Here is a 25,739-nt window from a genome sequence, read left to right as displayed (position 1 = left end):
GTGTGAGTGTTGTGTGAGACTGAAGCGTCTGCTGCGGGAGAGGAAAGCATGAGCGGCCTCCAAAGATGAGGTGAGGTGACCGCCTTACTTCACCACTCCGGCGGTCGCTGCCCATGAGATCTTTTTCTTCCGTAACGTAATGTACAGGGTTTGGCACGAGGCCGGAATGCTCCTCTGCCGGGGCCGGCGCGACGCTGCACCCTCCACGCCAGGCGCAGACGCCTTTCGCACCCTCCCCCGTCACGGCCGGTCTCGTCTGGCCATCCCGCTCCCACATCCTCTCCCGTCATAGCCGGCCTTGTGCCGGCCATCCCGGTCCGGTGAGGCGCGGCGTCTTGAACAATCGAGATCACCGGGACAAGCCCGGTGATGACGTGAGAATCGCATGCCCGATTGTGCGCGCCTCCCCCCTCATGGCCGGACCCGACAGGACGAGACAAGTCATTCAACCAAACGGTTGACTATCCTGATCGACACATCTATATTCAACCACATGGTTGAATTACAGACATCTCAGCTCGACACCGTCTTCCACGCCCTGGGCGACGCGACCCGACGGCGGATGCTGCGGGACCTCGCCGGGAGCGAGCGCACGGTGAGCCAGCTCGCCGAGCCGTTCTCGATCTCCCTCGCGGCCGCCTCGAAGCATATCAAGGTGCTGGAGCATGCCGGCCTCCTGCGGCGCGAGATCCGCGGCCGCACCCATGTCTGCCGCCTCGACCCCGGGCCGCTGGCCAGCGCCCACGCGTGGCTCGGCATCTACGAACGCTTCTGGACCGACCGTCTGGACGTGCTGGAACGGCTCCTCCGCGAGGAGGATGCCCGGACATCCGAAACCCCCGAAGGAGACGACACATGAGCGACCTTGCGACCACGGATCTTGCGGAACGCAGCCCCTACGGGGTGCTGACCGACCCGGCCACCCTGACGATCCAGCGCCTGCTGCCCGGGCCCATCGAGCGGATCTGGGATTACCTCACCAAGAGCGACCTGCGCCGGCAATGGCTCGCGGCGGGCGAGATGGAGCTGAAGGTCGGCGCGCCGGTCGAGTTCGTCTGGCGCAACCACGAGCTCACCGACCCGCCCGGCGAGCGCCCGCCGGGCTTTGCCGAGGAGCACCGGATGGAGAGCCGGATCACCGAGCTCGACCCGCCCCACCGGCTCGCCATCACCTGGGGTTCGACCGGCGGCGTCTCCTTCGAGCTCGAGCGCAGGGGCTCCGAGGTGCTGCTCACCCTGGTCCACCGCCGGGTGTCCGACCGGGCGACCCTGCTCAACGTCAGCTCCGGCTGGCACGCCCATCTCGACATCCTGGCCGACCGTGCGGCCGGCCGGGAGCCGGAGCCCTTCTGGCAGAACTGGAGCCGGCTGAAGGAGGACTACGCCCGGCGGCTCCCCGCATAAAGGTCCCGCCCCTCGCGTCATCACGGCCCCTTGCCACCCCTCCCGTCATCACCGGGCTCGTCCCGGTGATCCCGATCGGAAAGGTACGGAGCTTCACGGGATCGGGATGGCCGGCACAAGGCCGGCCATGACTTGAAGGGAGCGGCGCCAAGAGCGCTCCCCTACCCGCCCAGCACCCGCGAGAGCGTGAAGGCCGCGAGAAACCCCGCCACGGTGATCAGCCCGGCATATTCGTGGGCGGTCTCGAAGGCTTCCGGCACCATGGTGTCGGCCAGCATGGCCAGGATCGCCCCGGCCGCCACGGCGGTGACGAACGCGATGGTGGCCGGCCCTGTCTCGGCGAAGACCGCGTAGCCGAGGAGCGCCGCGATCCCCGAGGCGAGCGCGATGCCGCCCCAGATGCCGAAGATGTAGGCCCGGGAGCGCCCGGCCCGGCGCATGCCGGCGGCGCTCGACAGCCTCTCGGGCAGGTTCGACAGGAAAACCGCCGCCACGGCCACGAGGCTCACCCCCTGGCCGGCGAGCAGGCTCACGCCGATCACGATGGATTCCGGGATGCCGTCGAGGAGCGCGCCGAGCGCGATGGCGAGCCCGCTGCCCTCCTGGTCGTGCGAGGGCTGGCGCGCATCTGGGGCGGTGCCGGAGCGCTTGCGGTGCTTGGCGCCGCGCCGCGTCACGACGATGTTCGCCCCCGTATAGACGGCTGCGCCTGCCAGAAATCCCAGCGACGTCGACGCGATGCCGCCCGTGCGGTACGCCTCGTCCATGAGGTCGAAGGACAGCGCCGAGATCAGCACCCCGGCCCCGAACGCCATCACGGCCGCGATGACCCGCTGCGGCAGCTTGACGAAGGTCCCGATCAGCGCCCCGAGCACGAGAGCGGACCCGCTGAGCAGACCCCACAGACCGGCCTGGATGACCATGGGCATGAAACGTTCTCCGGTGGATGGGGAGAACGTGATGGGGGCGGTAGGGTTCGGGGCTGCGTCGGGCGAGGCTTGCATGGAACGAGGCATGGAAGGAACGATGGAACCGGTCGGCGGGCGCGTCGCCCGCCCGTGCGCTTCCATGCATCACGGCAGCTGGTCGGTGAGGACCCGCTCGACCCAGGCGCCCGCCTCCTCCTGCGTGGCGAACAGGGGCGCGCCGCCGATGTCGCATTTGCCGAAGCCGGCCTCCAGGTGCCAGAGGCCCTTGTGCTCGGGTTCGTGGGCGTCGCCGTCGAGGCGCACGATCACGGCGGCGAGCTGGCCGCCGGCCAGGACGAGCCGGCCCTCGCTGTCATGGCCGTCGATCAGGACGTCGATGGGTTGATACGAGATGTCGAGGGGCATGGCGCTCCCCCTGGTTGCCGGCGGGGGCCCGAATCTCCCTCAGCCGCCGGCGCCCGGACGTCCTTGCCGGCGATGGGCCATTGTAGGCCCTTCGGGAGCGGCCCGCCAGAGCGTTTCCGCCCGGCCGCCGGACCGTCCGCCCCGCACGTCCGCCCCGCGGCCCTCACAAAAAATTCGAAGAATGTCTCGGGTGTGAAGCGCTTCACAGCGACGTTCCGCAACGTCAGGCAAAGTCCCATCATCGCCAACGGAGAGAGCATCTCAGGCGGTCTTGAGAGCAACGCTTAACGAAGAGGAACATACCCATGGAAAACTATCAGTTCTCCGACAACGACATCTTCCAGGACGCCTACAACACCGCTTTCGGCGGCAGCGCCACCTCGGCGCAGGTCGGCAACATCGTCGACGCCGACGCCCTGCTCGACAGCAGCCACGACTATTTCGGCGGCGTCAACATGCAGGATTCCTACAACACCATCGACCAGGTGGCGACGAACACCGCCGTGTTCGGCAACGCGACCTCGGCCCAGGTCGCCAGCATCAACGACAGCGACACGCTCGTCGACACCAGCCACTCGCACTACTTCTGATCCTGAGCCTGCCGGAGCGCCACGGCCCGAGGGCCTAGCGCTCCTTTTCCGCTTTTCCCCGGTCCGCCCTCGCTCCGCCATGAAGCGCCGCCCTGGCCCCGCACCGCGACGACCCGACCGCCATCTCCCGCTTCCGACGACGCAAAAGGGCGGCCCTCGCGGCCGCCCTCTTCACGTCGCAGCCGGAATCCGAAGCGTCAGAGCCGTCCCATCAGCAGCAGGATGATGAGGATGAGCAGGACCACGCCGAGGAGACCGCTCGGGCCGTAGCCCCAGCCCCGGCTGTAGGGCCAGGCCGGAACGGCCCCGATGAGAAGCAGGATGACGAGAATGAGCAGGATGGTGCTGATTGCCATGGAAATACTCCCTCTACACGGACCCGCCGCGCAATGGCGGCGTTCATCCAGGGAAACTTGGCCGTAAGAGAAAAAGTTCCCGCCTCTTTTGCCTGTGGATGGCCCCGACGGGGTAGGTTTCGGGGCGGAACGATCACCCTGGCTTGACGTTAGCTCCACGGCGATGGGGTGCCGCCGTCAGCGCGTCCCCTGCGGGAGGTCGCCGCTTCGATGGACCAGGACAGCCCGATGCAGAAAAAGAACCCGAACGCGATGCCCCACGACATTCCAGAACCGATCCCTGGCCTCCGAAAATCCGATTCCCCCGCCCTGAGCCCCTCGGTCCAGGCCCAGATCGGCCAGCGTCTGCGCCAGTTCTACGATGCCCTGGCGCTGGGCGAGCAGCCGGTGCCGGACCGGTTCATCGAGATCATCAACCGGCTCGACGGCGCGAAGGGAGAGAAGCAGCAGTCATGAGTATCGACATCGATTTGCGCGACTCCATGCTCAAGGCGACCCCGAACCTGCGCGCCTTCGCCATTTCCCTCACCAACAACGTGGACCGCGCCGACGACCTCGTGCAGGAAACCCTGATGCGGGCGATCGCCAACATCGATCGTTTCCAGCCCGGCACGAACATGCAGGCCTGGCTCTTCACCATCCTGCGCAACCTGTTCCATTCCGAATACCGCAAGCGCCGCCGCGAGGTGGAGGATGCGGACGGCAAGTACGCGGCCGCCCTCTCGGTTCAGCCGGACCAGATGCCCCATCTCGATTTCGAGGATCTGCAGAAGGCGCTCGCCCGTCTGCCCCACGACCAGCGCGAGGCGCTGCTGCTGGTGGGCGCCTCGGGCTTCTCCTACGAGCAGGCGGCAGAGATCTGCGGCTGCGCGGTCGGCACCATCAAGAGCCGGGTCAACCGCGCCCGCAACCGGCTGGCCGAGCTGATGCACTTCACCGACATGGAGGAGGATCTCGGCCCCGACCGCGTCACCCTGTCGGTGATGCACGCCGTCGCGTGACGGGCCTTGGACCGTCGGGGCTTTCTTGATCGACAGGCGCGCCGAGAGGGGCGCCTGCTGTTTTAGCGCATCGGACGGACCCAGAGGGCCGCGTCAGCGAAAAGTGGACCCGGTTTTCACTAGCGTGGCCCGCTGGGTCCGCCTCTTCCGATGCGCCGCTTAAGGAAGAGAGCATCGGATGAATCCCAAAAGTGGTGCCCACTTTTGGGTCCGAGGCTCTAGCGACGCCGGAACTGCTGGTTGCCGCGCTGCGGCGGACGCGGACCGGAAGAGGCACCCGAATCCTTGTGACGGAAGATGAGCCGGCCCTTCTCCAGGTCGTAGGGCGACATCTCGACGGTCACGCGGTCGCCGGCCAGGGTCTTGATGCGGTTCTTCTTCATCTTGCCGGCCGTATAGGCGATGACCTCGTGCCCGTTGTCGAGCTGCACGCGGTAGCGCGCGTCGGGCAGAATCTCGGTCACAAGTCCTTCAAAGGTGATCAGTTCTTCCTTTGCCATGCAAAGCCTTCCTCATAACAAAAAAGCCGCCCCTGAATCGGAACGGCCATATGCAAGAGGACGTGCAGGCACGTCCTCCGGCATCAAACCTTACGCGTTCTGCAGGTTCACTGCAGAGGTGCGGCCGGTGCGCTGGTCGGTCTGAAGCTCGTAAGAGATCTTCTGGCCTTCGCGCAAGCCGCGCATGCCGGCGCGCTCGAGAGCGGTCGCATGAACGAACACATCCTTGCCGCCGTTGTCGGGCTGGATGAAACCATAACCCTTGGTTTCATTGTACCACTTCACGGTTCCCTGTTCCATGGGAAATCCTTTTTCACTGTCGATTGCACGTGGATGAGGGCCCAAGGCCAGTCACCCGCTAGTCGATAGATGGTAGAGAAGGAACGTGCGCCCGGCAGTGCCAAAGCGGGAAGCCCAGTCGTCCGGCCAAATGTCGATGGGCAGTACCTAAGGCACGGATGGGGCAATTACAAGGCAAAGGCTCTTTTCGCGCCGGACCGCAATTCGGTTGGAATTCCGGCTATTTCCGGGCCGATCTAGCGGCTCCCCCGGATGCCGGCCAGGATGTCCCGCAGGGCGTCCTCGCCGGCCGGCGTGAAGACGATCTCCCGGCCGTCCGCCTTGACGAGGCCGCGTCCGTCGAGTTCGTCCACGGCCCCGTCGCTCGCCCGGTGGCCGGCGCCGTCCTTCTGGACCACGCTGCGGACCCGCTGGCCGCTCGACAGTTCGTGATAGGCCCCGAAGGCGAAGACCGCCAGCGCCTCGTCGCTCAATCCGGACAGATCGGCCATCGTTCAACCTCGGTTCGTCGGGACATCCCGTTCCGGTCAATGCAAAGCCCGCGTGACCGTTCAACCGCCGCGGTCAAAAAACCGCGACGAGCGGCGATCCGGGCTTCCAGGAACACTCGCCAGGAACTCTCGCCAGGAACTCTCGCCAGGAACACTCGCCCGCGCCTTCACGTTGGTGGCTCGAAACCACCACCCGGTGGCCTCGGGCCACCCAGGACGAGGAGCGCTCCCATGGCCAACGACCGCCGTTACAGCAATCCGGATTTCGACCAGCGCGACCGCGAGGACGACGGCTACATCGCCCGCCGCGGCTTCGGCAACCGGCGCGCGGGATACGACAGCGGCCCCCGTTCCGGCCAGGATGACGGCTGGCGGCTGGAGCGGGACGTCCGCGAGCGCGATTACGGGGATTCCGCCGGCTACGGCACCGGCGGATCGGCCCTCGACTGGCACGACGTGGTGGGCGACGATCGCATCGGCTCCGAGCGCCGGGTCTTCGGCTCCGACCGCCGCCGCGACCCGGATCAGTTCGGGCAGGACCGCTACGGCCGCGACCGCACCGGCCAGGATCGGTATCGTTCCGAGAGCTTCGGGCGCGGCTCGCGCGACTACAACGAGGATCGCGGCCTCCTCGAGCGGGCCGGCGACGAGCTCCGGTCCTGGTTCGGGGACGAGGATGCGGAGCGCCGCCGCGACAGGGACATGCGCGAGGCCGGCCAGCATCGCGGCCGCGGGCCGAAAGGCTATCAGCGCTCCGATGCCCGCATCCTGGAGGATGTGAACGACCGGCTCACCGAAGATCCGCATCTGGATGCCTCCGAGATCGAGGTGCGGGTGGAGAACCGGGAGGTCACCCTCACGGGCACGGTGAACAGCCGCTTCGAGAAGCGCCACGCGGAGGACCTGGCGGAGTCGATCTCCGGGGTGTCCCACGTGCAGAACAACCTGCGCATCCAGCAGCAGGCGGATGCGGGCGTCGCCGGCACCATGATGTCGGGCGCGGGCGCCGCGGGCGCCGGCAGCACCGGCCTTCCGGAGACCGCAGGCGCCGGGACGGTCGGCACGACCCGCCGGCGCACCGGCGGGTCTTCGGGCGGCGGCACCTGACGCCGAGGCTCATACCGCCGGTTTACCAGGATGCGCTTCTTCCCTTGGGGGCGAGGCGCATCTGTCGTACCAAGGCCTTTGCCTTTCCCTCGAAGCAGGTGCTCCCCATATGGGGACGGGAAAGACGAGGACGCTCATGGCAGGTATTTCCGTCACGCTCGAAGGCGACAACATTCAGCTGGCATTCCAGAAGGGCGAGCAATCGACCGCCGTGGTCATGGACCCCCATGCCGCCCGCTCCCTGGTCAGGGCCGTGAGTCAGCTGCTCGCCGCCATCGGCGAGACCGGCGAGGACAGTGAGGAGATGCCGGAAGAAATGGTCGACGTGACGTCCCAGACCATCGATATCGGCATGGACGAGAACGGCATGGCCGTGGTGGCCCTCCAGGCCGGCATGATGCCCCCCTTCCTGCTGCGCCTGAAGGACGACGAAGCCCGCCACATCGCCCAGAGCCTGCTCGAGATCCTCAATTCTCCGCGAGATGTCAGGGTCTCGCACGGCGATCATTGACCCCGATCCGGTCGGGCCGGGATCCTCGTCCCTCTGCGAAAGCGCAGGACCGGGGCCGGTTCGCGCCGCATCCGTGCCTTTCCGGCATTCAGCTCGGCCGGTAAGGAACTTCATTACGGCCATTCTGTTGTCGAACGCGGGGCATTCTCGGCCGCGCTTGGACAAGGCCATGGCAGTTCACGATCCCGATCTCGTTTCCGGCGCTCACCCGGGCGTTCCCATGATGGACGCCAAGGCGGAGCCGACCCTCAAATATCCAGAATCCGAAGCGTTCTATGCCGAAGCGCTTCGGGAGCTGAACCACCTCGGACTGCCCTTCCTGCTGGCCGGCACCTATGCGCTGTCCGCCTATACGGGCATCACCCGTCCGACCAAGGATCTCGACATCTTCTGCAAGGCCGGCGACTACACGCGCGTCCTGTCCCACTTCAAGAGCATCGGCTACTCCGTCGAGATCGAGGACGACCGCTGGCTTGGCAAGGTCTTCAAGGGCCAGTACTTCTTCGACGTGATCTTCGCCTCGTCGAACGGCACGATGCCGATCGGCGACCAGTGGTTCGAGCGCGCCCGCCAGATCGAGGTCTTCGGCTCGCCCGTGCGCATCGTCGGGCCGACCGAGCTCGTCTGGTCGAAATGCTTCATCCAGCTGCGCCACCGCTACGACGGCGCCGACGTGGCGCACACGATCCTGAAGGCGCACGACCAGATCGACTGGCACGCCCTGCTCGCCTACATGGAAGTACATTGGGAAGTGCTGCTCATGCACCTGCTCAACTTCCGCTGGATCTACCCGTCCGAGCGCGACAAGGTTCCGCGCTGGGTCATGGACGAGCTTCTCGACAGGCTCGCCAAGCAGCTCGATCTTCCGCCGCCGCAGATGAAGGTCTGCCGCGGGCGGATGTTCTCCCGCATCGATTACGAGATCGATGTCAAGCAATGGGGCTTCGCCGATGTGGGCGGCGAAGGTGAATGGCGGAATGAGTGACGAACCAAAGCAGGCCATGAAGGTCGCCGCCATGGGCGACCTTCACGTTCGTGAAGACAATGCCGAATCCTACCGCGAGCTCTTCGGGGAGATCTCCCGGGAGGCGGACGTGCTGGTGCTCGCCGGCGATCTGACCGATCTCGGCAAGCCCAAGGAGGCGGAGCTTCTGGCGCAGGATCTGAAAGCCTGCTCGATCCCGGTCGTCGGCGTGCTCGGCAACCACGATTACGAATGCGGCGCGCACGAGGAAGTGGCCCAGATCCTGCGCGATGCGGGCATGAAGCTGCTCGACGGACAATCGATCGAGATCGACGGCGTCGGCTTCGTGGGCGTCAAGGGTTTCGCCGGCGGCTTCGGGCGGCGCATGCTGGGCTATTTCGGCGAGCCGGCCATGAAGCAGTTCGTCAACGAGACCATGAACGAGACCCTGCGGCTCGAGAACGCCATGCGCCACGTCCGCGCCAAGCGCTCCATGGTCATCCTCCACTACGCCCCCATCGCCGAAACGATCGAAAGCGAGCCGCTGGAGATCTATCCGTTCCTGGGCTCGTCGCGGCTGGCCGAGACCATCGACCGCTTCAAGGTCAACGCCATCGTGCACGGACACGCCCATCGCGGCCGCTTCGAGGGCCGCACGCCCGGCGGGCAGCCGGTCTACAATGTCGCCAAGCACATCGAGAAGCCGACCGGACGGCCCTACGCGATCATCGAGATCTGAGCCGGCGGCGTTGCGCCCGCCGGCTCGCAGCCGGCCCAGGTCGTCAGCCTCAGAACCGCGTGCCGGGATCGGTCGGGTTGCCCGGAAGGTAATCCGGCTCGGAGCCGGGCCCCTTCGGGTCGGTGATGCCCGGATCGTTGACCGGATAGGGCGTGCGCGGCCCGGTCGGACCGATATCCGGCTCCTCGTCGGGCACGGAGCCCGGCGGCACCTCGCTCGGAATGTTGCCGCCCGGCACGGGGTCGTTCGTCGGCATACCCGGATTGACCATCGCGTCTTCCTCGTTCGTTGGAATCATTGATCGGGTCAACAGGGCCGCGGCGTCAGGGTTCCGCGTCGCCGCATGTCGGAACCCCTCTCCCGTCCATCCGTTCTCCGTGTGATTTCCCCTCAACGACGGAGACAACCATGCCTGACATCAAACAGGCCAAGATCCTCATCATGGCCACGGACGGTTTCGAGGAATCGGAGCTGACGGTCCCGCAGGACAAACTGTCGGACGCGGGCGCGACGGTCGAAGTCGCCGCTCCGAAATCGCGCATGAAGTCCGGCAAGATCTACGGCTGGGACAAGACGGATTGGGGCAAGACCGTGTCGGTGGACAAGGACATCGACGACGTGAACCCGGCCGATTACGACGCGCTCGTCCTTCCGGGCGGCCAGATCAACCCCGACAAGCTGCGCGTCGAGCCGAAGGCGCTCGAGATCATCCGGGCGTTCTATTCCTCGGGCAAGACGGTTGCCGCCATCTGCCATGCGCCCTGGCTGCTCATCGAGGCCGGCGTGATCAAGGGCAGGCAATGCACGTCGTATCACTCCATCAAGACCGACGTGATCAATGCGGGCGGACAATGGCGCGACGAGACCGTGGTGACCGACAAGGGCCTCGTCACCAGCCGCAACCCGGGAGACCTCGACGCCTTCGTGAGCAAGGTCATCGAGGAGGTGCGCGAGGGCTCCCATGCCGGCCGCCGCCAGGCCGCCGAGTAACCGGCGCCTTCCGCCGCCGACCTCTCGAGACCGCCCCACGGGATCACCGGACTCGTGCCGGTGATCCCGATCATGACGGGTGAGCGAGCGAACTCCGCCGGATCGCTGAACGCAAGAAACCGTCCAGCGCACCGTGCGGAAAAGTGGACCCGGTTTTTCGCGTCGAACGGTGTGCCGGCCAAGAGTGGAGCATCGGACGATCGGGATCACCGGCACAAGGCCGGTGATGACGTGGTGGTGGATTGGACGGCCCGGTGATGACGGGGTGGTGGATCGGCCGAGCGATCAAGACAGGGTCCCGAACGGTGCGCCACTCAAGGGGTTGAGCATCGGAATCGATCGCGAAAGTGGGACCACTTTTCGCTCACGCGGCCCTTCGGGTCGCTGACGCGGCCCTCTGGGTCACGTCCGATGCACTAGGCCTGCTGGATCGCCGAGATCTTCCAGGGACCGCCCTGGTCGCGACGGAACGTCCAGAGCTCCGTCGCCTCCTCGACCCGGCTCGGATCGCCTTCAACCACCCGGCCGGTGGCCCGGTCGGCCATCACGTCGGTGATGCCGAAGCGCATGGCCACGGTGGCGTAGTCGGTCGGACCCTCGCGCCAAGCCTCCGACAGGTCGCCCTGGTTGAGGCGCACGTTGGAGAGCTTGTTCACGACGCCGCGGGCTGCGTTGTCGTTGAGCTCTTCCTGGATGTACCCCGCCATCTCGGGAGTGGCGAGCTGCCACAGCTTGGCGACGTCCTCCCGCGAATAGGCGTCCTGCATCTCGACGAGGCCCCGCTCGAAGGCCGCGTAATCCTTCTCGCCGATGCCGATCTCGTCACGCACGCCCGGACGGGCCTGTTGCGGCCGGCCGCCGAGAGCGCCGCCAAGGGCACCGCCGAGACCGCCGGCGAGCCCGCCGCCCAAGCCATTACCCGAGCCATTACCCGAGCCGCCCCCCATGGGCCGCCCGCCGGTCGGCGGCACGCTGCCGCCCATGGACCGGGCGTAGCCCTGGCCGCCGGTCGGCGGCACGCTGCCGCCCATGGACCGGGCGTAGCCCTGGCCGCCGTTCGGGCCGGGGCCCGCATAGGCCGGCTGCTGGCGCCGGCGGAACCACTTCATGGCGAAGGAGACCACCAGGACCACGAGGCCGATCTGGAGCAGAAGGCCCAGGATCGACGCGAGACCGCCGAGGCCGCCGAAGAAGCCGTGGCCGAACAGCATGCCCAGCAGGCCCGCGCCAAACAGGCCGGCCATCAGGCCGGTGCCGAAGCCGAAGCGGCGCGGCTGCGCCACGTTCGGAGCCGGGGCGCCGGGACGGGCCATGGTCGGACCCTGGTTCGGGATCTGCGAGCGCTGGATCGGGGCCGCGGCGTCCGGCGCCGTGCGGGTCGCCGGCGGGGCCGTATAGGTGCGTGCGCCGCGCGATCCGAAGCTGCCGCTCCCGCGCCCGACGCGAGCCTCCGCCGCGCTACCGGCGAGGACCAGGGCAGCCGCCAGGGCGACCATCACTCGGCTGCGGCGAGAAGCAATATTCATCATCGTCTTCGTTACATCCCTTCGGAGCACGATGCTCCCCGAGGATAATGTGGTGATGCGCCCGGGGTTGCGGAAGGGCATGGCCGTTCGATTTCGGCCAAGCCATGAGGCGTCCGTCCGTGGCTTCCCCCGGCCTCCCATCGGCTCTTCCACGTCATCACCGGGCTCGTCCCGGTGATCCCGATGCGGAAGAGCGCGGCGCTTCACCTTATCGGGATGGCCGGCACAAGGCCGGCCATGACGTGGGAGGGTGGCGGGAAGGGCGGAGGATGGCCGGCCATGACGGGTGACGATGCCGGAGCCGGGGAGCGTCCGACGGCGCACGCGCCGTCAATGACCCTGCTTCTGCTTCAGCCGGTCGATCCGCTTCGAGGCTTCGGCCTTGTCGAGATCCGGGTCGAAGGCCTTCGGGTCGTGCGCCTGCTCGGACAGGGTCTTCAGGTAGGACGCCTGAGCGCCCGTCATCGGTTCGTCGCCGGACACCCATTCATCCGGATCCTTGATCTGGTTGTCGGACGGGTCGGGATTGACCTTCGGGTTGGCTGCCTCTGCGGAAGGCTTATGGTTAACGGCAGGACGGGTCGTGGCTTTACCGTGCGATGACATGCGGGACTCCTATTGTTCGCTTTTTGTTCTAGAACAGGAACACGCCCGCAGAGCCTTGGTTCCTCAAGGAAAGGCGGATTACTCCCGCAGATTATTCCCCGTTATCCACAGATTTCACCCTCGACATGCCGCCAAGCTTATGTTCCTGCTTCGTTCCGATGACGGAGAGCAGGTCACGCCCATGCGCAAACCGACGGGCCTGGAGCGGCTCTATGTCGATTTCGATTCCTTCTTCGCGAGCGCCGAGCAGCATCTTCGGCCGCATCTGCGCGGCCGGCCGATCGGGGTGATCCCGGTCGATTCGGAGCATACGGGCCTCATCGCCGTCAGCCGCGAGGCGAAGGCCCAGGGCGTGAAACGCGGCACCGTCGTGCACGAGGCCCGCAGGCAATGTCCCGACCTCGTTCTCGTGACCGCGCGGCACGACGCCTATGTGGCGCTGCACCACGCCATCGTTCGGGCCATCGAGACGGTCGTTCCGGTCAAGGCGGTGTGCTCGATCGACGAGATGCTCTGCGCCCTCATGCCCGCGGAGTGGCCGCAGGCCCTCGGCATCGGGGAGCGCGTCAAGGAGGCCGTGGCCCGCGACATCGGCCCCACCCTCACCTGCTCGGTGGGCCTCGGCCCGAACGATCTCCTGGCCAAGATCGCGGCCGAAATGGAGAAGCCCGACGGCCTCGTGGCGCTTCACCCGGACGACCTGCCGGGCCGCCTGCTCGCCCTGGACCTGACGGATGTCCCGGGCATCGCCCGGGGCAACGCCGCGCGCCTGGCCCGTGCGGGCGTCGGCGACATGGCGGCGCTCTGGCGGCTCCAGCCCAAGGAACTGCGCCGCCTCTGGGGCAGCGTGGAGGGGGAGCGGCTCTGGATGGGGCTGCACGGCTACACGGTGGAGCGCCCCGAGACCCGGCGGCGGATGTTCGGCCATGGGCGCGTCCTGCCGGCGGAGTGGTGCTCCCTGGACGGCGCCCATGCGGCGGCCCGGGCGCTCGCCCTGTGGCTCACCGACCGGACCAGCGCGGGCTGGCACGGGGAGGAACGCTTCCGGCCGACCCGGGACGATCCATCCCTTCTGGCGTCCTTGAGCCGCCTCTTTCTCCTGGCGGAACGGGAGGAGATGAACCGCAGCCGCAGCGTGCACGTTGCCCTGCACGACCTGGTGCCCGTGGCGGATATCGAGGAGGATCTGTTCGGCCACACGCCCGAGGCGCAGCTCAAGCGCCGCATTGAGCACCTGTCGGCCTTGGCCGACCAGCTCAACGTGACCCACCGCAGGACGCTGCTGCATTGGGGGCCCTGGGTGACGATCCCGGGCGGCTACGCCGGGGCGAAGATCGCCTTCAACCGCATTCCCGACGCGGAGGATTTTTGAAGCGCCGGCCGTTATGTCGGTCACGGCCACGACAATCGGACACGCGCCGTGCGGACAGCAGCGCCCGCCACGTCATCACCGGCCTTGGGCCGGTGATCCCGATCGCGTGAAGCGCCGCGCCTCACCGGATCGGAATGGCCGGGACGGGCCCGGCCATGACGCGGAAACCGAGAGGCGAAGAACCTTCAGGCCGCCTTGCTCCTGGGCTGAACCTCGGCCGAGTAATCCTCCATCAGCACCCTGGTCATGTTGCCGGGCTGGAACCGGTAGGAACCGATCTCGGACACCGGCGTCACTTCCGCGGCCGTTCCGGTGATGAAGCACTCATTGAAGCTGGACAGCTCCTCCGGCATGATCCGGCGCTCCTCGACCCCGAAGCCGCGGCGCTTGGCGAGGTCGATCACCGTGCGGCGGGTGATGCCGTCGAGGAAGCAGTCGGCGATCGGCGTGTGGACCACACCGTCGCGGATGAAGAACACGTTGGCGCCGGTGCACTCGGCGACACGGCCCTGCCAGTCGAGCATGAGCGCGTCGGCATAGCCCTTCCGCTCCGCCTTGTGCTTGGAGATCGTGCAGATCATGTAGAGGCCGGCGGCCTTCGCGGCCGACGGGGCCGTGGCCGGATCGGGACGGCGATATTCCGCCATGTCGATGCGGATGCCCTTCATCTTCTGGGCCGGGTCGAAATAGCTCGGCCATTCCCAGGACGCGATGGCGAGGTGGATCCTGTTGTCCTGCGCGGCGACTCCCATCATCTCCGAGCCGCGCCAGGCGACCGGCCGCAGATAGGCGTCCCTCTGCCCGTTCTTCTCCAGCACGAGGCGCTTGGCCGCATCGATCTCGGCCACCGTGTAGGGGATCTCGAAATCGAGGATCTGAGCCGATTTCTTCAGGCGCTCGGAATGCTCGGTCGACTTGAAGATCTCGCCGCCATAGGCGCGTTCGCCTTCGAACACGGAGGATCCGTAGTGGAGCCCGTGCGACAGGACATGGAGCTTGGCATCCTTCCAGGGTACGATCTGCCCGTCGTACCAGATCCATCCATCACGTTGATCGAAGGGGGTCGCGGACATCGTTCTTCTCCTTGAATGCCGACCTTGGTGGCAACCGGGGCCGTGTAATTTCCGGTTCGCTTCCCGGCGATTTCGATATCATTCATTTCGCGGAAGCGGCTTGACGAGTAACAATCGTCCTGAGATATGTCAACAAGGCTGACATAAAAATTGGGAACAGATGGTGCCAGACGCAATTCCGGCTTTGAAAGCGCAGCAATCCGGCAAGGAAACGGGCAAGGACATCCTGTCCGAGCAGCCGGCCTACGACCTCATCGAGCTGTTCTTCTTCGCTTATCGCGACTTCGTTAGCGACCCCGACCGGATCCTGGACGAATACGGCTTCGGGCGCGCCCATCACCGGGTTCTCCACTTCGTCAGCCGGCAGCCCGGCCTGACGATCGCGGAACTCCTGGACATCCTGCGGATCACGAAGCAGAGCCTCAACCGGGTCCTGAAAGAGCTCATCGAGAAGGATTTCATCGAAAGCCGAATGGGCACCTCGGACCGGCGCCAGCGGCTGCTCTTCGCCACCCCCCAGGGCCACGATCTGGCCTTAAAGCTCGCCAAGCTGCAGACCCGCCGCATCATGCGGGCCCTGTCCGAGATGGAGCCCGAGGGGAAGGAAGCGGTCAGCCGCTATCTCCTGCGCCTCATCGATCCGGACGACAGGACCCATGTGAAGCAGCTCGTATTCGGCTCGGGCAAAACCTGATAAGCAGGGCCCGACAAAGCAGCTCGAAGCCCGATGGATGCACGCATCGACATTCCCGACCACGCCCCGCACGTCCTCGTGGTGGACGACGACCGCCGCCTGCGCGACCTCCTGACCCGCTTCCTCACGGAGAACGGCTACCGGGTGACCGCGGCGGCCAGCGCCGAGGAGGCGCGGGCCAAGGCGGGGAACTTCGTCTTCGATGCCCTCGTGCTCGATGTGATGATGCCGGGTGAAACCGGGTTCGACTATGCCCGCAGCCTGCGCGAGCACTCCCAGGTGCCCATTCTGATGCTCACGGCGCGGGCCGACGCCTCCGATCGGGTCACGGGCCTCGAGATCGGCGCTGACGATTATCTCCCCAAGCCCTTCGAGCCGCGCGAGCTCCTCCTGCGTCTCGGCAACATCCTCAAGCGCACCCGTCCCGGGCCGGGCGCGGCGGCCGCCGATGTCCCGGAGGTCATTCATTTCGGCCCCTTCTCGTACCGCTTCGACCGCGGCGAGCTGCGGCGCGGCGACGAAGTGGTGCGCATCACCGAGCGCGAGCGCGAGATCCTGACCATCCTCGGCAGCCATGCGGGAGACAACGTGCCGCGCGAGGCCCTCGCGGGTAACGGCCTCGCGGCCAACGAGCGTACGGTGGATGTTCAGATCAACAGGCTGCGCCGCAAGATCGAGATCGATCCCGCCAATCCGATCTTCCTCCAGACCGTGCGGGGGATCGGCTATCGCCTCGTGATCGATCGATGAAGATCGGGGCGACCCTGCGCTATTCTCCCCTCGACCATGCCGCGCGCTGGTTCGGCCGCTTCCTGCCGAAGGGGCTCTACGCCCGCGCGCTCATCATCATCATCGCGCCCGTCATCCTGCTGCAATCCGTCGTCGCCTACGTGTTCATGGAGCGGCATTATCAGCTCGTCACGCGACGCCTGTCCTCGGCCGTGACGGCGGATATCGCGGCGCTCATCGACATCTACGAGAGCTATCCGCAGGACAAGGATGCCAGCACCCTGTCCCGGATCGCGTCGGAGCGCCTGCAGCTCGACGTGGACATCCTGCGCAACACCGACCTGCCGCCGCCCGGACCCAAGCCGTTCTTCGACATTCTCGACGAGACCCTGACCGACGAGCTGCGGCGCCAGATCGACCGGCCGTACTGGATCGATACGGTCGGGCGCTCGAGCTATGTGGAAGTCCGCGTCAAGCTCGATCAGAGCAACGTCATGCGCATCCTCGCCCGGCGCAGCCAGGCCTACGCGTCGAACTCCCACATCTTTCTCGTCTGGATGGGCGGCTCGTCCTTCGTGCTCCTCGGCATCGCCATTCTGTTCCTGCGCAACCAGATCAGGCCGATCCTGCGGCTTGCGGAAGCCGCCGAGGCCCTGGGCAAGGGCCGCGAGATCGAGTTCCGTCCGCGCGGAGCCCGCGAGGTGCGCCAGGCCGGACACGCCTTCCTGGAGATGAAGCGGCGCATCGAGCGCAACATCGAGCAGCGCACGACGATGCTGAACGGGGTCAGCCACGATCTGCGCACGATCCTCACGCGCTTCAAGCTCTCGCTCGTCTTTCTCGGCGAGACCCCGGAGATCGAGGATCTCAAGCGCGACGTGGACGAGATGAGCCGCATGCTCGAGGGGTACCTGGCCTTCGCGCGCGGTGACGGCGGCGACGCGGGCGAGCAGGCGGTCGAAACGGATCTGCGCCAGCTCCTGGAAGAGGTGCAGTCGGACGCCGAGCGGCAGGGCCACGTGACCGAGCTCGACATCATCGGCGACCCGATGATCACGGTGCGGCCCGACGCGTTCCGCCGCCTTCTCTTCAACCTGGTCTCCAACGCCGCGCGGCACGGGGACCGGATCGAGATCACGGCCAATCACGAAACGCGCTGGCTCGTTCTGCACGTCGACGACGACGGGCCGGGCATTCCGTCCACCCTGCGCGAGGAGGTATTCAAGCCCTTCGTGCGCCTGGACGAAGCGCGCAACCAGGACGAGGGCGGGTCGGGCCTCGGCCTCGCCATCGCGCGAGACGTCGCCCGTTCCCATGGCGGCGACATCGTGCTGGGAGAAAGCCCCCTCGGAGGCCTGCGCGCGACGGTGCGGCTGCCGGCGTAGGCTCTTCGAAGCATGGCGTCGTCACCGGCCTTGTGCCGGTGATCCCGATGATGCGAGGCGCCGCGTTCTGCCGATCGGGATGGCCGGCACAAGGCCGGCCATGACAAGGGTGAGCCTGAGTGAGCGATCCTGACCTTGTGGTCTCGGCCCCGTCAATACAGGCGTCCCCCCACGGGCACGTCGCGGTCCGGGCGGATCAGCATCACGTTCCCGTCGGCGTCGGGCACGCCGAGGGTCAGCACCTCCGACATGAACGGGCCGATCTGGCGCGGCGGGAAGTTCACCACCGCCATCACCAGCGACCCCACCAGATCCTCCGGCGCATGGTTCACCGTGATCTGGGCCGAGGAGCGCCTGGTGCCGATCTCGGGCCCGAAATCGATGGTGAGCTTGAACGCCGGCTTGCGCGCCTGGGGGAACGGCTCGACGGTCACGATCCGGCCCACGCGGATGTCGACCTTCAGGAAATCGTCGAGCGTGATGGGCGCGGCTGCGGGACTCGCCTGATCCATGGTTGCCCCTGTGGTTCCTTGTCAGATCGCCGCCGCGGGACTCTGCGCATCGCCGTTGGGGTCGCTCGCGCGGCGTGTCTCCGAACGGGCCGGCCGGCGCCCCTGCATCAGCGCCCGCCCGACCGCGCGCAGGGGCGCGCTCAGGCGGCGCAGGTCCTCGGCGCCTTCCAGGATGCGCTCGCCCCGGCGCAGTTCGCGGTCGAGGCGCGCCATGGTCCGGGCCAGGGTCGGATCATCGTCCTCGAGCCACGTGCGCATGGTGTTGGCATAGACGAGGACCGCCCCCTGGAGCTTCAGCGTTCCGAGCGGCCCTTCCGTGTTGATGCCGGCGGCCGCCAGCATGAAGCGCTGGGAGCTGAGCGCCACCTGGTTGAGCGCGGCCAGCGAGGCAGGATCGTATTGCAGATCCTGGACAATCCGGCGCAGAGCCTGCTTGTAGGGCTCCAGGGCATCGAAGCGGCGCATCAGCACATCGAAGATCCGCTCGCGCGCGGGTTCCCCCGCCAGGTCCTCCGTTGTCCCCTCCAGCACCTGCCGGTCGATCTGGCGGGAGAGCGCGCCGAGTACGGCGCCCTTCGAGGGAAAGAGATCGCGGAACTCGGCCAGCGACACGCCGGCGGCCTTCGCGACGTCGTTGATTTCGATCTCCTGCCAGGAGCGTCGGGCGGCGAGGTCCATGAGCGCCTCGACGATGGCCTTGCGCTTGTCCGTGGGTCCGTCAGCGGTCACGATCGATCTCCTGAAAATATGCCGTTGACGGTTATCTAGGGACGGATCGGAGGAAGCCCAAGGCTAAAGTGGCTTGAGACTGAACGGGCCCGAGACTGAACGGGCCCGAGGCTAGCGCATCGTGCGGAAAAGTGGACTCGGTTTTCGCTGACGCGGCCCTTCGGGTCCGCACCGAACGATGCGCCGCTTCAGGAATTGAGCACCGGACCCAAAAGTGGGTCCACTTTTGGGTCCAATGCTCTAGCCGGCGAGTTCCTCCGCCCGCCGCTTGGCGGCCGCCACCGCCTCGCGCATGAGCGCCTTCAGGCCGCCCGGCTCGCGCATGAGCACCTCGAGCGCGGCCGCCGTGGTGCCGCCCGGCGAGGTGACGTTCTGGCGGAGCGTCGCGGGGCTCGACTCGCTCTGGAACAGGAGTTCTCCGGCGCCCGTGACCGTTGCCCGCGCGAGGCGCTGCGCCAGGTCCGGCGGAAGTCCGGCGGCCGTTCCGGCCTCGGCCAGGCATTCGACCAGATGGAACACGTAGGCCGGGCCCGAGCCCGACACCGCCGTGACCGCATCGATCAGATCCTCGGACGGCAGCCACTCGACGATGCCGTTGCTGCTCAGCAGCGCATGGGCCATCAGGCGCTGCGCCTCGCTCACCACGTCGTTCGCGGCGGCGCCGGTCGCTCCGCGCCCGATGCTGGCGGGAAGGTTCGGCATGGCGCGCACGATCGCGCCGGCGGCCGGAAGCCTGGAGCGCAGATCGCCGATGGTCTTGCCCGCGAGGATGGACACGATGAGCGTCCGGGGCCCGAGATATCCGTTCAGGCCTGGAGCCGCGTCATCGAGCATCTGCGGCTTGATCGCCAGGACCAGCACATCCGCGGGAGCGGGACTGGCCGGATTGAGCGCGATGCCGCTCGCTTGGCAGAACCGCGCCATCTCGTCGGACGGGCGCGGATCCAGAACGGTCACGCCCTCGGGCTTCATGCCGACCTTGAGCCAGCCCTCGAGCATGGAGCCGCCCATTTTGCCGGCGCCGGCGAGAATGAGGGACGACGGCAGATGCGAGGGGTTCGGCGACATGAGCTCAACCTGACGGAAGGGATGCGGAAGGCCGCACTCTATTCACGCGCGCCCTGCCCTGTCGAGCCAGGTTCAGGCTTCGCCCTCGGTTTCGAACAGGACGGAATCGAGCGCCTCGCGGGCCGACTTGCCGGCCCAGATGACGAACTGGAACGCCTGGAAGTACCGCTCGCAGGCTTCGACGGCGACCCGGAGCATGGTCTCGCATTGTCCGTCCGTGGGATCGGCCCCGCCGGCCAGCAGAAGCGCATGACGGAACATCACCACGTTCTCCGTGCTCCACAGGTCGAAATGCCCGACCCAGAGCTGTTCGTTGACCGAGGCGATGAGCTGGAGCACCTCCTGGCGCCGCCGCTCGGGAACCTTAAGATCGAACGCGCAGGCCATGTGCATGGCCTCCACGTCCTCGATCCACGTGAAGGCGACGTCGTAATCCGCCCAGCGGCCGGCCACCGAGATGGACATCTCGTCGGCTTCGGCCCGGTCGAAGATCCAGTGCCGCAGGGAAGCGAGGCGCTCGACCACATCGAGAGGATGTTCCGAACGATCGATTTCAAGATGAATCTGCGACATGTCGATCCTGGACGCTTGACTGCCCGATTATGGTAAACACATCGGGCAACACCATTGCGTTGATTCGAAGACTACTCGAAAGAAGTACTCGGAATACCTTCGATATTCCGATCTTCCGCCGTGATCGCCTCGAATCAGCTTATGAATCGACAGTCTTAGATTTCGGCCCTCGTCACAATGCGCCGGATTCACCTGTCCACAACAGGAGGCCCGCGTCGGGCGCAGATCGGATTCCCGCTTCGATCAAGGGGTCGCGGGATTGACGCCGGCCGTGGAGGCCAGCTTCGCCTCGAGGTCCTTGACCCGGGCTTCCAGCCGCACGTTCTCCTCGCGGGCCGCCGCCACCATCTCGCGCAGAACCTCGACCTCCTCGCGGGTGGCCACATCCATATCCTTGATCAGGCGCTCGAACTGGCTGCGGACCACGCTCTCGACCTCCCGCCGGACGCCCTGCGCCGCGCCCGCGGCATCGGTGGCGAAGCGGGCGAGTTCATCGAAGATCCGGTTGGACGATTGGGTCATGGGTTCACATCCACAGCGTTCGGCGAGCCCGCAGGCCCTGATCCGTCACACATGGGCGCATTCGCCGCAAACTGCAACAGGGTTGACGATGCGGGCCCTGCGGGTCCAATGGCAACCGTTCGATCAAGGGCCGACCATGCCTCTCTCCTTTCCCATCATCGATCCCGTGGCGATCTCCATCGGTCCCTTCGCGATCCGCTGGTACGCGCTGGCCTATGTGGCCGGCCTCCTGGGCGGCTGGTTCTATGCCAAGCGCCTTGCCGCGAAGGCCGACCTCTGGAGCGGCCTCAAGCAGCCGAAGCCGATCGACGTGGACGACCTCATCGTCTGGGTGGCGCTGGGCGTCGTGCTGGGCGGGCGCATCGGCTACGTGCTGTTCTACAATCTCGCCTCCTACCTGTCCCACCCGCTGGAGATCTTCGCCATCTGGCGCGGCGGCATGTCGTTCCATGGCGGCTTCCTCGGAGCGGTGCTCGCCATCGTGCTCTTTGCCCGCTCCCGGGGCCTCAATCCTCTGGCCCTGCTCGACATGGCCGCGGTGGTCACCCCCATCGGGCTGTTCTTCGGGCGCATCGCCAACTTCATCAACGGCGAGCTCTGGGGCCGCCCCGCGCCCGATTTCTCTTATGCGGTGGTCTTCCCTCATGCGGGACCGGAGCCCCGGCACCCGAGCCAGCTCTACGAGGCGTTCGGCGAGGGCCTCGTCCTCTTCGTCGTCATGGCGGTCGCGGCCCGCGCCTTCGGCTTCCGCCGACCGGGGCTTCTCGGCGGCATCTTCGTGCTGGGCTATGCGGTCGCGCGCATCGTCTGTGAGTTCTTCCGCGAGCCGGACGCGCAGCTCGGCTTCCTCTTCGGATCCTCGGTGCAGGCATTGAGCGGCGGCATCACCATGGGCATGCTGCTGTCGGTTCCCATGGCGCTCGTCGGCGCGGGCTTCATCGTCATGGCGGTGCGCGGCTCGACCCGCCCGGGCAAAGCGGTCGAGGCCGCGTGAGCCCGCTGCGGGACAGGCTGCGCGAGACGATCGCCCTCGAGGGGCCGATCACGGTCGAGCGCTACATGAGCCTGTGCCTGGGGCACTATTACGCCACCCGCGACCCGCTCGGCGCCGCCGGCGACTTCACCACGGCTCCCGAGATCAGCCAGATGTTCGGCGAGCTGATCGGCCTGTGGATGCTGGAGGTCTGGAACGGCATGGGACGTCCCGCTGCCTGCCGGCTCGTCGAGCTGGGACCGGGCCGCGGCACCCTGATGGCCGATCTGCTGCGGGCGACGAGGCTCCTGCCCGACTTCAAGGCGGCCGCCACCGTGCATCTCGTCGAGACCAGCCCTTCCTTGAGAGGCAGGCAGCAGGCGGCTCTCGCCTCGTCGGGCTTCTCCGTCGCCTGGCACGACCGGGTCGAGGACGTCCCCCCGGGCCCCACCCTGCTGGTCGCCAACGAGTTCTTCGACGCCCTGCCGGTGCGTCAGTTCGTGGCGACCGAGCGCGGCTGGTGCGAGCGGCTCGTGGGCCTCGACGGCGAGCGCCTGATCTTCGGCCTGCGCCCGGAGCCGGAGCCTGCCCTCGGCAAGCCCCTGAAGCCCGGCGACATCCTCGAATGGCCGGGAGCCTCCATCGACGTCATGGGCGAACTCGCCCGGCGGCTCGAGCGGGGTCCGGGCGCCGCCCTGATCGTCGATTACGGCTATTGGGGTCCGGCCTTCGGCGATACCCTGCAGGCCCTCAGGAAGCACAAGCCCGTCGATCCATTGGAAGACCCCGGCGAAGCGGATCTCACGACCCACGTGGATTTCCACCGCCTCGCCCAGGCGGCCGTGGCCGGCAAGGCCCGGGCCCATGGCCCCGGCACCCAGGGCGGCTTCCTCCGGAGCCTCGGCATCGAGGCCCGCGCCGCCACCCTGAAGGCCCGCGCCACGCCCGCCCAGGCGGCGGACATCGACCGGGCGCTGGCGCGCCTGACGGAGCAGGGCCCGACCGCCATGGGTGATCTGTTTAAGGTTTTGGCCGTTACACATGAGGGGATCGAGGCCGTCCCCGGATTGCCCGCCCTCTCCCCCTCCTCCTGAGATCGAGCCATGTTGATCCAAGCGCCCGCCCTCGAGTCCCAGCCGAATGTCCGCCATGCCTTCTTCACCCGCCAGGGCGGCATCTCGGAGGGGATCTACGCGTCCCTCAACGGCGGCATCGGGTCGTCGGACGAGCCCGCCAGGGTGCGGGAGAATCGTCGCCGCATGGCGGAGGCCGTCGGTGTGGGGCCGGATGCCCTGATCAGCGTCCATCAGGTCCATTCGCCCGATGCGGTCATCGTGGAGGCGCCCTGGCCGGGCGAGCGGCCCAGGGCGGACGCCATGGTGACGGCGACGCCCGGCCTCGCCCTCGGCATCACCACGGCGGATTGCGGGCCGGTGCTGTTCGCCGACGGGGAGGCGCGGGTGATCGGGGCCGCCCATGCGGGCTGGCGCGGCGCCGTGACCGGGGTGCTCGAATCCACGGTCGCGACCATGGAGACGCTCGGGGCCAGGCGCGAAAGGATCGTGGCCGTCCTCGGCCCGACGATCAGCCAGAAGGCCTACGAGGTCGGCCCGGACTTCATCGAGCGCTTCGCCGGGGAGGCGCCGGGCCACGAGCGCTTCTTCCGTGAGGCCGAGAGGACCGGTCACGCCATGTTCGACCTTCCGGGCTTCATCGGCGCACGGCTGGAAGCGGCCGGGATTGCGGCCTTCACGGATCTCGGCCTGTGCACCTATTCCGACGAGGATCGGTTCTTCAGCTACCGTCGCACCACCCACCGCCGGGAGCCGGATTACGGCCGGCTGATCTCGGCGATCGCGCTCACTCCCTGATTCCGGCGACGTCCGGCGTCTCCCAGGCCAGATGCTGACCGCCGTCGACGGCGATCATCTGGCCGGTGACGCTGCGGGCCGCGGCCAGATAGAGCACCGCATCGGCGATCTCGTCCGGGGTACCGCCGTGTCCGAGCGGGACAGCCTCGCTCTGCTTGGCGAAGTCCTCGTCGCCCTGGCGGACGTTCGACAGGGTCGGACCGGGACCGATGGCGTTGACGCGGATGCGCGGCGCCAGGGCCTGCGCCATGGTCCGGGTGGCGGTGAACAGGGCCGCCTTGGTCAGCGTGTAGGAAAAGAACTGCGGCGTGAGCTTCCAGACCCGCTGGTCGACGATGTTGACGATGCATCCATGCCCTTCGGCCGGCACCTGACGGGCGAAGTCGCGGGCGAGGAAGGCCGGGGCGCGCAGGTTGACGGCGAAGTGCCGGTCCCATCGATCCTGCGAGAGCGTCTCGACCTCGTCCGGCTCGAATTCGGACGCATTGTTGACGAGGAGCGTCAGCGGTCCCAGAGCCCGCGCCGCCTCAGGGACCAGACGCTCGACGGCAGCGGCGTCCGCGAGGTCCGCCTGAACGACCGCAGCCTGCCCTCCTTGCTCTCCGATGCGGGCCGCCATCGCGTCCGCCTCGACGGTCGAGCGCCGGCAATGGATCGCCACCGCGTATCCCTCGGCGGCGAGGCGTTCGACGATTCGACGGCCGATGCGTTGCGCACCGCCGGTAACGAGAGCGGCCTTATGCATGATTGACCCCTTGAAATGTGATGACATCACGACAAATCTGAGCAGTGACCAAGAAAATGCCACTTTTTCGCTTCCCGGTCGAACCAACGGCCAAGCTGCGCGTTATGGACTCCGGCGATGACACAAGGGGAAACTCACACATTGCCGCCACAATCCTGCCACGGTGGTTCTTGGCCGCTGTGGTTGTCAGGTCACAGCCCTCGACCGGTTGTCGCTCTATAAACCGACAGTGCTTGGCGTGACCCAACGAAAATTGGGTCGCGCCCGCATGACATCGATTAGGAAAGAGAAACCATGAAGAAGATTCTTCTCGCCAGCGTCGCTCTCTTCGGCTTTGCCGGAGCCGCTTCCGCTGCGGACCTCCCGGTTCGCTCCGCTCCCCCGGCTCCGATCGTTGCTGCTGTTCCGGTCTTCACCTGGACGGGCTTCTACGTGGGTGTGAACGCCGGCTACGGCTGGAACACGAACGACTCGATCACGGTCGGCGGCCTGCGCTTCGACCTGGATGACGACGGCGGCTTCGTCGGCGGCGCCCAGGCTGGCTACAACTACCAGATCGGCTCGTTCGTGGTCGGTCTCGAAGGCGACATCCAGTACGCCGACTTCGGCGGCGACGACCGCTTCGACTTCAACGGCGACGGCATCCTCGACGGCGACTTCAACAACAGCGACTGGTTCGGCACCGTGCGCGCCCGCGCCGGTGTGGCCTTCGACCGCGCCCTGATCTACGCCACCGGTGGTTTCGCCTTCGCGGACGACGCCACGGGCTGGACCGTCGGTGGTGGTCTCGAGTACGCCTTCACCAACAACCTGTCGGCCAAGGTCGAAGGCCTGTACGTCAACCTCGACCAGGACAACAACAGCATCTTCAACATCGACAACGATGCTGAGTTCGGTGTGGTCCGCGCCGGCCTGAACTTCCGCTTCGGCACCTACTAAGATCCGTCTCCACGGAGACAGACAAGGCCCGGGTCACCCCGGGCCTTGTTGTTTTGGAGTTCCATCAGGCCCGGGTCACACCCGGGCCTTTTTGCTTTATGGCGTCACCCTGGTTTGCGCGTAGGCCGGGACGCG

34 protein-coding genes are annotated in these 25,739 nt (G+C 67.0%); 18 read left to right on the top strand and 16 right to left on the bottom strand.

Translation table 11 applies throughout. The annotated features are described in order from the left end of the window. Positions 1-493 precede the first annotated feature (493 nt). Positions 494-859, top strand: a complete 366-nt coding sequence (locus tag NF876_RS34420) for an ArsR/SmtB family transcription factor (RefSeq protein ID WP_262272617.1) — start codon at positions 494-496, stop codon at positions 857-859. Then, positions 856-1,404: an SRPBCC family protein gene (locus NF876_RS34415; RefSeq protein WP_262272616.1), complete on the top strand. Its 549-nt coding sequence runs from the start codon at positions 856-858 to the stop codon at positions 1,402-1,404. Before NF876_RS34420 ends, NF876_RS34415 begins: the two co-directional genes overlap by 4 nt. A gap of 161 nt (positions 1,405-1,565) precedes the next feature. Here the strand turns inward: NF876_RS34415 and NF876_RS34410 are convergent, their stop codons facing one another. Both NF876_RS34410 and NF876_RS34405 read right to left on the bottom strand, forming a co-directional pair. Beyond that, complete coding sequence (locus NF876_RS34410; protein ID WP_262272615.1) at positions 1,566-2,333, bottom strand: ZIP family metal transporter; 768 nt, start codon at positions 2,331-2,333, stop codon at positions 1,566-1,568. Between the two features lie 144 nt (positions 2,334-2,477). After that, positions 2,478-2,738 carry a hypothetical protein gene (locus NF876_RS34405; protein WP_262272614.1) on the bottom strand — a complete coding sequence of 87 codons (261 nt, stop codon included), beginning with the start codon at positions 2,736-2,738 and terminating at the stop codon, positions 2,478-2,480. 305 nt (positions 2,739-3,043) lie between these two features. Here NF876_RS34405 and NF876_RS34400 point away from each other — a divergent pair, with 305 nt between their 5' ends. Then, complete coding sequence (locus NF876_RS34400; RefSeq protein WP_262272613.1) at positions 3,044-3,328, top strand: hypothetical protein; 285 nt, start codon at positions 3,044-3,046, stop codon at positions 3,326-3,328. 197 nt (positions 3,329-3,525) lie between these two features. Here the strand turns inward: NF876_RS34400 and NF876_RS34395 are convergent, their stop codons facing one another. Next, complete coding sequence (locus NF876_RS34395; protein WP_173946171.1) at positions 3,526-3,684, bottom strand: DUF3309 family protein; 159 nt, start codon at positions 3,682-3,684, stop codon at positions 3,526-3,528. A 210-nt stretch (positions 3,685-3,894) separates the two neighbouring features. On the opposite strand from NF876_RS34395, the gene NF876_RS34390 reads away from it, so the two are divergent. Further along, positions 3,895-4,140 carry a NepR family anti-sigma factor gene (locus NF876_RS34390; protein ID WP_262272612.1) on the top strand — a complete coding sequence of 82 codons (246 nt, stop codon included), beginning with the start codon at positions 3,895-3,897 and terminating at the stop codon, positions 4,138-4,140. Next, positions 4,137-4,685, top strand: coding sequence for a sigma-70 family RNA polymerase sigma factor (locus tag NF876_RS34385; protein ID WP_009494618.1), 549 nt, complete (start codon positions 4,137-4,139; stop codon positions 4,683-4,685). The genes NF876_RS34390 and NF876_RS34385 overlap by 4 nt, the downstream gene beginning before the upstream one ends. Before the next feature lie 218 nt (positions 4,686-4,903). Here NF876_RS34385 and infA read toward each other — a convergent pair whose 3' ends face one another. The 3 genes from infA to NF876_RS34370 all read right to left on the bottom strand — a co-directional run bounded on the left by infA (position 4,904) and on the right by NF876_RS34370 (position 5,976). After that, positions 4,904-5,185, bottom strand: coding sequence for a translation initiation factor IF-1 (gene infA, locus NF876_RS34380; RefSeq protein WP_009494617.1), 282 nt, complete (start codon positions 5,183-5,185; stop codon positions 4,904-4,906). 90 nt (positions 5,186-5,275) lie between these two features. Beyond that, positions 5,276-5,485, bottom strand: coding sequence for a cold-shock protein (locus NF876_RS34375; protein ID WP_047188264.1), 210 nt, complete (start codon positions 5,483-5,485; stop codon positions 5,276-5,278). Positions 5,486-5,721: 236 nt separating this feature from the next. Beyond that, the gene (locus NF876_RS34370) at positions 5,722-5,976 is read right to left on the bottom strand and encodes a hypothetical protein (protein WP_262272611.1); all 255 of its coding nucleotides are present in this window, start codon (positions 5,974-5,976) and stop codon (positions 5,722-5,724) included. A 231-nt stretch (positions 5,977-6,207) separates the two neighbouring features. Between NF876_RS34370 and NF876_RS34365 the strand changes: the two genes are divergently transcribed. The 4 genes from NF876_RS34365 to NF876_RS34350 all read left to right on the top strand — a co-directional run bounded on the left by NF876_RS34365 (position 6,208) and on the right by NF876_RS34350 (position 9,297). After that, on the top strand, positions 6,208-7,083 hold the full coding sequence (locus tag NF876_RS34365) for a BON domain-containing protein (protein WP_262272610.1): 876 nt from the start codon (positions 6,208-6,210) through the stop codon (positions 7,081-7,083). Positions 7,084-7,219: 136 nt separating this feature from the next. Then, entirely contained in the window at positions 7,220-7,594 is a 375-nt protein-coding gene (locus NF876_RS34360) for a hypothetical protein (protein ID WP_262272609.1), read from the top strand. A 169-nt stretch (positions 7,595-7,763) separates the two neighbouring features. After that, complete coding sequence (locus NF876_RS34355; RefSeq protein WP_262272608.1) at positions 7,764-8,579, top strand: nucleotidyltransferase family protein; 816 nt, start codon at positions 7,764-7,766, stop codon at positions 8,577-8,579. Beyond that, positions 8,572-9,297, top strand: a complete 726-nt coding sequence (locus NF876_RS34350; RefSeq protein WP_262272607.1) for a metallophosphoesterase family protein — start codon at positions 8,572-8,574, stop codon at positions 9,295-9,297. The genes NF876_RS34355 and NF876_RS34350 overlap by 8 nt, the downstream gene beginning before the upstream one ends. Positions 9,298-9,346: 49 nt before the next feature. On the opposite strand, the gene NF876_RS34345 is transcribed toward NF876_RS34350, so the two are convergent. After that, entirely contained in the window at positions 9,347-9,568 is a 222-nt protein-coding gene (locus NF876_RS34345; RefSeq protein ID WP_262272606.1) for a hypothetical protein, read from the bottom strand. A 137-nt stretch (positions 9,569-9,705) separates the two neighbouring features. Here NF876_RS34345 and NF876_RS34340 point away from each other — a divergent pair, with 137 nt between their 5' ends. Continuing rightward, entirely contained in the window at positions 9,706-10,287 is a 582-nt protein-coding gene (locus NF876_RS34340; RefSeq protein WP_262272605.1) for a type 1 glutamine amidotransferase domain-containing protein, read from the top strand. A 416-nt stretch (positions 10,288-10,703) separates the two neighbouring features. Here NF876_RS34340 and NF876_RS34335 read toward each other — a convergent pair whose 3' ends face one another. Both NF876_RS34335 and NF876_RS34330 read right to left on the bottom strand, forming a co-directional pair. Beyond that, complete coding sequence (locus tag NF876_RS34335; protein ID WP_262272604.1) at positions 10,704-11,816, bottom strand: Tim44 domain-containing protein; 1,113 nt, start codon at positions 11,814-11,816, stop codon at positions 10,704-10,706. A gap of 327 nt (positions 11,817-12,143) precedes the next feature. Then, positions 12,144-12,419, bottom strand: coding sequence for a DUF3072 domain-containing protein (locus NF876_RS34330; RefSeq protein ID WP_262272603.1), 276 nt, complete (start codon positions 12,417-12,419; stop codon positions 12,144-12,146). Positions 12,420-12,600: 181 nt separating this feature from the next. On the opposite strand from NF876_RS34330, the gene NF876_RS34325 reads away from it, so the two are divergent. Then, entirely contained in the window at positions 12,601-13,791 is a 1,191-nt protein-coding gene (locus tag NF876_RS34325; RefSeq protein WP_262272602.1) for a Y-family DNA polymerase, read from the top strand. 185 nt (positions 13,792-13,976) lie between these two features. On the opposite strand, the gene NF876_RS34320 is transcribed toward NF876_RS34325, so the two are convergent. Beyond that, positions 13,977-14,864, bottom strand: a complete 888-nt coding sequence (locus NF876_RS34320) for a branched-chain amino acid aminotransferase (RefSeq protein WP_262272601.1) — start codon at positions 14,862-14,864, stop codon at positions 13,977-13,979. A 160-nt stretch (positions 14,865-15,024) separates the two neighbouring features. On the opposite strand from NF876_RS34320, the gene NF876_RS34315 reads away from it, so the two are divergent. The 3 genes from NF876_RS34315 to NF876_RS34305 are packed head-to-tail and all read left to right on the top strand — an operon-like array spanning position 15,025 to position 17,672. Next, positions 15,025-15,558, top strand: a complete 534-nt coding sequence (locus NF876_RS34315) for a MarR family winged helix-turn-helix transcriptional regulator (RefSeq protein WP_262272600.1) — start codon at positions 15,025-15,027, stop codon at positions 15,556-15,558. Positions 15,559-15,591: 33 nt separating this feature from the next. After that, complete coding sequence (locus NF876_RS34310; protein WP_262272599.1) at positions 15,592-16,308, top strand: response regulator; 717 nt, start codon at positions 15,592-15,594, stop codon at positions 16,306-16,308. Further along, complete coding sequence (locus NF876_RS34305; RefSeq protein ID WP_262272598.1) at positions 16,305-17,672, top strand: ATP-binding protein; 1,368 nt, start codon at positions 16,305-16,307, stop codon at positions 17,670-17,672. Before NF876_RS34310 ends, NF876_RS34305 begins: the two co-directional genes overlap by 4 nt. Before the next feature lie 152 nt (positions 17,673-17,824). Here the strand turns inward: NF876_RS34305 and NF876_RS34300 are convergent, their stop codons facing one another. From NF876_RS34300 to NF876_RS34280, 5 genes are all read right to left on the bottom strand, one after another. Next, complete coding sequence (locus tag NF876_RS34300; protein WP_262272597.1) at positions 17,825-18,184, bottom strand: tRNA-binding protein; 360 nt, start codon at positions 18,182-18,184, stop codon at positions 17,825-17,827. Between the two features lie 21 nt (positions 18,185-18,205). Continuing rightward, complete coding sequence (locus NF876_RS34295) at positions 18,206-18,862, bottom strand: TetR/AcrR family transcriptional regulator (RefSeq protein WP_262272618.1); 657 nt, start codon at positions 18,860-18,862, stop codon at positions 18,206-18,208. 291 nt (positions 18,863-19,153) lie between these two features. Beyond that, entirely contained in the window at positions 19,154-19,981 is an 828-nt protein-coding gene (gene proC / locus NF876_RS34290; protein ID WP_262272596.1) for a pyrroline-5-carboxylate reductase, read from the bottom strand. Positions 19,982-20,053: 72 nt separating this feature from the next. Further along, positions 20,054-20,554 (bottom strand): type III secretion system chaperone family protein, encoded by a 501-nt coding sequence (locus NF876_RS34285; RefSeq protein WP_173946152.1) that lies wholly within the window; start codon positions 20,552-20,554, stop codon positions 20,054-20,056. 243 nt (positions 20,555-20,797) lie between these two features. After that, entirely contained in the window at positions 20,798-21,076 is a 279-nt protein-coding gene (locus tag NF876_RS34280) for an accessory factor UbiK family protein (RefSeq protein ID WP_262272595.1), read from the bottom strand. A gap of 136 nt (positions 21,077-21,212) precedes the next feature. Here NF876_RS34280 and lgt point away from each other — a divergent pair, with 136 nt between their 5' ends. The 3 genes from lgt to pgeF are packed head-to-tail and all read left to right on the top strand — an operon-like array spanning position 21,213 to position 23,920. Then, positions 21,213-22,070 (top strand): prolipoprotein diacylglyceryl transferase, encoded by an 858-nt coding sequence (gene lgt / locus NF876_RS34275; protein ID WP_262272594.1) that lies wholly within the window; start codon positions 21,213-21,215, stop codon positions 22,068-22,070. Continuing rightward, complete coding sequence (locus NF876_RS34270; RefSeq protein ID WP_262272593.1) at positions 22,067-23,143, top strand: class I SAM-dependent methyltransferase; 1,077 nt, start codon at positions 22,067-22,069, stop codon at positions 23,141-23,143. The genes lgt and NF876_RS34270 overlap by 4 nt, the downstream gene beginning before the upstream one ends. Positions 23,144-23,152: 9 nt before the next feature. Continuing rightward, positions 23,153-23,920, top strand: a complete 768-nt coding sequence (gene pgeF, locus NF876_RS34265) for a peptidoglycan editing factor PgeF (RefSeq protein ID WP_262272592.1) — start codon at positions 23,153-23,155, stop codon at positions 23,918-23,920. On the opposite strand, the gene NF876_RS34260 is transcribed toward pgeF, so the two are convergent. Then, a complete protein-coding gene (locus tag NF876_RS34260; RefSeq protein WP_262272591.1) occupies positions 23,910-24,665 on the bottom strand; it encodes an SDR family oxidoreductase in 756 nt (251 codons plus the stop codon). The two genes, pgeF and NF876_RS34260, sit on opposite strands and share 11 nt — an antisense overlap. 294 nt (positions 24,666-24,959) lie before the next feature. Between NF876_RS34260 and NF876_RS34255 the strand changes: the two genes are divergently transcribed. After that, a complete protein-coding gene (locus tag NF876_RS34255) occupies positions 24,960-25,604 on the top strand; it encodes an outer membrane protein (RefSeq protein ID WP_262272590.1) in 645 nt (214 codons plus the stop codon). The last annotated feature ends 135 nt before the right edge of the window (positions 25,605-25,739 follow it).

This window comes from Microvirga yunnanensis (genome assembly GCF_025460875.1).
This window is presented reverse-complemented; position numbering and strand designations above follow the sequence as displayed.